The sequence below is a fragment of the Pseudoxanthomonas sp. UTMC 1351 genome, assembly GCF_040948865.1.
Lineage (GTDB): Bacteria > Pseudomonadota > Gammaproteobacteria > Xanthomonadales > Xanthomonadaceae > Pseudoxanthomonas_A.
On the sequence record NZ_JAVGJT010000037.1, the window covers coordinates 1 to 6,283 of the forward strand.

Consider the following 6,283-nt stretch of genomic DNA (forward strand, 5'->3'; position numbering starts at 1 on the left):
GGCGTCTCACTGGCGCGATGCCGGATGCGCAACCGCTATCGCGGTACCGGCGGAAACCTTGGCTCGTAGTCCGCCGATCCAACCGCTGCGACTGTAACGTGCAACTTAGTCTAATCAGATGCGCCACGAGTTTGCGAAACGCCGTGATGCGTGACCACGCGATCAGGCGCACCAGATCGTTGTCGCAGCTCAATCCGGCCCAAGCGCGACGTCGCCACGGCCATACGCGCCCCGCCCAAACAGGCGCACCGCGAGGTACATCAACCGGCGGCGCCAGAGCGGCACGCGCAGCACGGTCATGGCTTCCAGGAAGACCGCGTCGGCCTGGTCCTTGGTGCCGGTGGCGGTGGCATACAGATAGTCATGCACGATCGCGGCTTTCGACACGCTCCGTCGCTGCTTCAGTTCAGACATCGCAGACCAGCTCCAACGATTCCCGCGAAGCACACTTCTGTACTCTCTGATAAAGGACGAGCGCGGCAGCAAGAAGGCGCTCGCAAACCTGTTCGCTTGCGACTCCGTCGTCCGATCCCCTGTCAGAACACCGACATGCAAAATGAAATTCCCGAGCTCATGCGCAATCCCAAAGCGCTCTCGAGAAACTGACCACCCTTCCGCGTTCAAGGCAACAATGGGTCGATTCGTTGCGAACGATACGGCGTCGACCTCTTGAGCCATGCCTGGCACTTGGAGCGACCAGTACAAGTTCCCAAACATTGCCTACTCAACCGGAAATGCAGGCAATTTCAGTCCTGGCCCTCCGGTCACTCCTTTCGTACACAACAATGAGCTTGTCCTCGTTTATCAAAACGGGAGCGGATATTTCTACTACGTTACAAGTTCCGACGGCACTAACTGGTCGCAGCCAAAAGAACTCAGTTTTCAGGTGCCGCGGGCCACGCCTCCGTGGGACGGTACGGCGCTGGACAAGATAGTCAATCTGGGGTTTTTCCTGGCCTCGTGGCGATGCCTTCGGTGCTTGTCTGCAGCTTATGACATCAGTTTAGCCCGGCTGCCTCGACGAAAACTGGGCTGAAATAACAGGAGCTCGCGCAGACAATGGCCAGCCTGAACGGCAGCCCTGACATCAGCGATCATTCGGACATGCGTCGGCTATTCAGTCCCCTCAATGCTATCAATGAAGCGCAGTGGTGATGTAGTCGTATTGGTAGTCCGCGTGTCGTTACTTCGAGTTTGCTCGTCCGCTGTGACCAGTCATTCAACGAGAAGCAAGGACATGGCCGTGGCAGTGAATGAACCCTCAGCGTCACCCGGCCTCGGTGGCGCCCGGTCGTTAAACGTAATGAACAGTTCCGTCCCGTCCTTCTCGAAAGAGGCGATGCTCGGGGTTTGGTACCGGACCATTGGACGCTCCAGATGAACACTGGGCAGACGTTCGTCGCTCTCATTTCCAACCAATTCAAAGATAGCAACCGAAGCGTCGGAGTATGTGAGCGCAGCCATCGCATTCGCGGGTGAAAAGGCGATGCTATTGACCGACACGTCAGATGGTCCATGCGGATGCTTTAGCGTTATCTGGTGGCTGTTGTCGCGGCTTTCCAGCACGAGATCACATCTTTGATCGCCAGAGCGAATAATGTGCCGCTCGTCGTGGCTGAGCCTATAGATGCTGTTCGCCACACTGAGACGAGTGGAGCATGTCATGCCTCCGTTTGGCTGTATCTCCACCCCCTGGGCGTGCTCAGCCACAACGGCAACACCGCTTGAATCTACGGTGACCGACGTACTGTCTCTTTGAATAGGCATGTCTGTCACTAACTCGCCCGCTTTTCGATCAAACACCATCAGACGGGTCCGTCTCAGGTCAATGTCGCGATAGATGACAGCCACAAATCGCCCGTCCGCAGACAGGGACGCACGATCGAAGGGACGAAGCGCATCGAGTGGAAGGTTGCTGAGAGTGTCGTCACTGGGGCGATATGCGCTCAGTTGGCCGGTCCCAGGGTTGAGCACCAGCAGTTGTTCGCTCCCGCGACTGAACGTCGAGTCCACCACGGCGAGTCGATTCGAGCCATTTCCCGGCAAGACATACTCCATCAGTTGGCTAGGCATTCGGACTTCGCCATTCTGTGAGACGAAACAAAGCCCGAGGCCACCGTTACATGTGGCTAAGAATTCCGGCTCCGAGGTGGATGAGGCATAGACAGGTCCGCGTTCGGCAAGGACGAACGGTCCCATCTCATGGGTGCGAGCCGAGTCAAGGGTCAGAAATGGGAGGCGATCAATGGCGCTATGTAGGTTTACAAGCATCCCTACATAGCGAAAGCCATTTTCGGTTAACTCGTTAGCGAAGAGCGTGTTGAAGTTGCCCAGCAATGGCCACGCTGAGCTCCTCCCACATTCACGATCCGTTATGACGGCTTGCGCTGCCTCATTGAAGGCCTTCGGCGTTATCGCATTGCGCCACGCGTGCGAGACGTTCGACAGATTGATGAGGTCGTCAAGCTGGAGATGCTGGATGATGTTGTCCATCGCCGGTGTATATACGGTCGGAAGCAGGTTCCAATTCGGCGGGATAGCAAGGTCGTTGGGCATTTCGCCTTCTGCGAGTGCGAGGGTGGGGATCCCACACTGCAGGTTGCATCGTCTTAGCAACAGACGATATCAGCATCGATTTGCGCGGGAAAGTTCGCGGGCAATGGCAGGGTTTAGCGGGCGGATAAAAGATGCGGCGCTTTCGATCGGAGGCAAGACGGTGCCGATTCGGTACACGATGGGGCCGGGGCCGAATGTAGCCAGGTGGGAGCGGATCTACACATCGTCGATGCGGATAGCGGGATGGAGTTACCCGGATTTAATGGACACCTACTCAGCGGCGTCGATGTGCCGCTTGATACCAGACACTTTCTTGCCCGCGTCATAGCCCTTTTCTTCGGCACTATCACTGTTCTTCACGCTCTGCGCGTCCACGATCAAGAACCTGCTGCAGGCGTTGCGCCCCCGTTCTCGCGGGCCGCACCAACCTGATTTTTTGAGCGCCCGCTCCAGCAGGCTCACTCCTTCATCATCTAGTTCGCTCCACTTGGCAAAGTACGAGTGCACGGTTCGCTACTTCGGAAAGTCGCTGGGCAGTGCTCGCCACTGGCAACCGGTTCGCAGCAGGTACAACAACGCGCACCACACTTCATACTTCGAGAACCCGTAGGTCCACGCTGCGGGGCTTGGTCCGCTTACGCGCCTGTTCCAACATCGGAAGGATTTGCTTGAACCGTTCATGGCTCATGTCGCTGGGATACGTTTTCTTGTGCATCCGCAGAGTCTGCACTGATCTGGAAAGATTGTGAACAGGCTCTAAGGGTTACGAGCGGTCCAAGTTCGAGGACGCTTTCAGCCGCTACCTTGCTTCTGCTGCGGATCCTCTGCTTGGTGCCGCTACCTCCGCTACACCGCTACAAGCGAGCACTGGCGCGGGTTTGGGCGTAGCGGTCAAACCCCTGTAGCGGATGCAGCCGCTACCGCGTACACCGTCCCTGTAGCGCTTACGCTCCCTGTAGCCGCTACGCCAGCCCCTCCGCTACGCGGCAAGCCGGGGCGTAGCGGTGTAGCGGAGACAGGGGCGGTCGCTAGCAGCAAGTAAAGGAAGGGGTTCGACCGATGAGCGTCTCCGCCTAACTGGCCGAGTGGACTCGCGCCGGGGTTGCGCCACGCACCACCCCCTTCCCGCCGACGGCGCCACCCTGATATGCCGACAGATCGAGGCTTGCCCCTGTGAATGGGTGCGCCCTTGCTGCGCAGCGAGCAGAGCGGCCTTCAGCTTCCTTAAGTCAACGGCAACCCATGCGACGCTTGCCGCGCTGAACCAGCGGCGCCACCTGAAACTTCCAGATCCCGGCGCGACAAATCACCGCACTACTGAGGGCGCTATCGCATCGCACCCGGGGTAAGTGCGCACTAGGCTGACCGGTTGTTGTCCCGTCCTCCCCCTTCTCCTTATCGACGAGCGCCATGAACCACATCTATCGCGTGATCATCAATTCTTTCACCGGCGCCTGCCAAGTGACCTCCGAACTGGCGACCGCCTCGACCGGCGCTCGGACGACCGCCCGGCCTTGGCGCGCGGCCCAGAGCGCCTTGGCGCTGGGCATTGCCGCCTTGCTCGGCAGTACGGCGGCCTGGGCGGGGGGTAATGGCGGGTACGGGTATGGATACCCTGAGACTGGCGGCGAAGGCCCCAACTGGTCGGCCGGAAGCAGCGACACGGGCGCCGGTGGACGGGGTGGAGACGGCTGGGCCACCACCGGAACGGGCGCAGCAGGCGGCTTGGCCGGTCAGACCGCGCAGACAGCCACGACGATCATGACCACCGTCACCGGCGGCGTTGGGGGCGCTGGAGGTTCCGACATCAACATCGGCGGCGGCGGCGGCGGCGGCGGGACCGGCTTGGCCACGACCGGTGCGACCACGGTGGACCCGGGCGGCGCCCTGATCGGCGGCGGCGGCGGTGGCGCCGCCTATAGGGACTACGGCGGCGGCGGCGGCGGCGGCGGCCTCGCCACCACGGCTCAGGTGACCAATCGCGGCCTGATCCGGGGCGGTGATGGCGGTGATGGCTATTATGTGAGCGGTACTAGTCAATTTGTCGGCGGGGGCGGCGGCGGTGCGGGCGTGTTCGCCCACGGCGCTGCGCCGGTGGCGGTGATCAACGACACCGGCGGCACGATTGCCGGCGGCAATGGCAGTGGCCTGGCAAACAATCGAAGCTCGTTGGGACGCGGCGGCAACGGCGAGGGCGGCGCCCTCGGCGGCGACTGGACCGGACGCGGGGGCGGCGCGGCAGCAGGCGGGGCCGGTATCGTCGGCAGCCACCTGTCGGTCATCAACAGCGGCACGATCTCCGGCGGCCTGTCCGGCGAGGGCGTGCGCACCGAGGCTGTGCTCTTCCGCGGCGGCGGCAATCGACTGGAGCTGCGCCACGGTTCGACTATTGAGGGCGACGTGGTCGCGGTGCTCGGCGGCAGCGACGTGCTCGCTCTCGGCGGCGCGCAGGACAGCAGCTTCGAGACTTCACAGATCGGCGCGGCGGCGCAATACCGCCACTTCGCCGCCTTCGAGAAGACCGGCAGTAGCACCTTCACCCTGACCGGCCAAACGGCTGAGGTCACGCCGTGGTCGGTTCGCCAGGGCACGCTGGCGATCGCCGCCGACGCGGCGCTGGGCGATGTGGGCGGGGCGTTGACGCTGGACGGCGGCACGCTGCGCACGACGGCGGATTTGACCTCGGCCCGCGCCCTAAGCTTGGGTGCCGCTGGCGGGGCGATCCACACCGACGCGCTCACCGTGGTGCAGCTCAGCGGTGAGGTGTCGGGAACGAGCGCCTTGACCAAGGTTGGCGAGGGCACGCTGGAACTCAGTGGCGCCAACCGTTACACCGGCGCGACCCACATCAACGCCGGCCTACTGCGCGCCGGCGCGGCGGGCGCGTTCAGTGCCGCCTCGGCGCACACCGTGGCCCGCGGCGCCACCCTGGACACGGGCGGCTTCGATCAGACCCTCGGCTCGCTCGCCGGAGCCGGTGTGGTGCGGCTGAGCAGCACCGCCCACCTCACCGTCGGCGGGGACAACACCCACACGGTCTTCAGCGGGACAATCGGCGAGACTGGCCGCCTGACCAAGACCGGCACCGGCACGTTCGGCCTGAGTGGAACCAATACCTATAGCGGCGCCACCTATCTCGATGCGGGCACACTGCGCGCGGGCGCGGCGGACGCGTTCAGTGCCGCCTCGGCGCACACCGTGGCCAGCGGCGCCACCCTGGACACGGGCGGCTTCGATCAGACCCTGGCCGCGCTGACCAACGCGGGCACCGTGTCGCTGGCCGGCACCGTACCGGGCAGCACCCTCACCATCAACGGCGCCTACACCGGCAACGGCGGCCTCCTCGTGTTCAACACCGAGCTGGGGGACGACCGTTCTCGCAGCGATCGGTTACATATCCAGGGCAATGCCAACGGGACCGGTGCGGTCCATGTCCAGCAGGTGGGCGGCGCCGGTACGGCCACCGACCAGGGTATCCAGCTGATCCAGGTCGATGGTCGATCCGATGCGGTGTTCACCCTGCAGGGCCGCGCCGTCGCCGGCCTGTACGACTATTTTCTGCATCAAGGCAGCAAGACCGACCCCAACGACGGCGATTGGTACCTGCGCTCGGACCTAACGACTGATCCGACTGATCCGACTGATCCGACTGATCCGACTGATCCGACTGATCCGACTGATCCGACTGATCCGACTGATCCGACTGATCCGACTGATCCGACTGATC

General features: G+C 62.7%; 3 protein-coding genes and 1 pseudogene. 1 reads left to right on the forward strand and 3 read right to left on the reverse strand.

The window, feature by feature from the left end:
* Positions 1-189: 189 nt before the first annotated feature.
* The 3 genes and pseudogenes from AB6O04_RS18990 to AB6O04_RS19000 all read right to left on the reverse strand — a co-directional run.
* Positions 190-717 carry a DUF1353 domain-containing protein gene (locus tag AB6O04_RS18990; RefSeq protein WP_368565920.1) on the reverse strand — a complete coding sequence of 176 codons (528 nt, stop codon included), beginning with the start codon at positions 715-717 and terminating at the stop codon, positions 190-192.
* A gap of 498 nt (positions 718-1,215) precedes the next feature.
* Positions 1,216-2,556 (reverse strand): F-box protein, encoded by a 1,341-nt coding sequence (locus AB6O04_RS18995; protein ID WP_368565921.1) that lies wholly within the window; start codon positions 2,554-2,556, stop codon positions 1,216-1,218.
* Between the two features lie 285 nt (positions 2,557-2,841).
* Positions 2,842-3,271: pseudogene (locus AB6O04_RS19000) on the reverse strand (transposase); the annotation flags it as partial.
* A gap of 695 nt (positions 3,272-3,966) precedes the next feature.
* Between AB6O04_RS19000 and AB6O04_RS19005 the strand changes: the two are divergent.
* On the forward strand, positions 3,967-6,283 hold a 2,317-nt coding region (locus AB6O04_RS19005; protein ID WP_368565922.1), incomplete at its 3' end, for an autotransporter outer membrane beta-barrel domain-containing protein.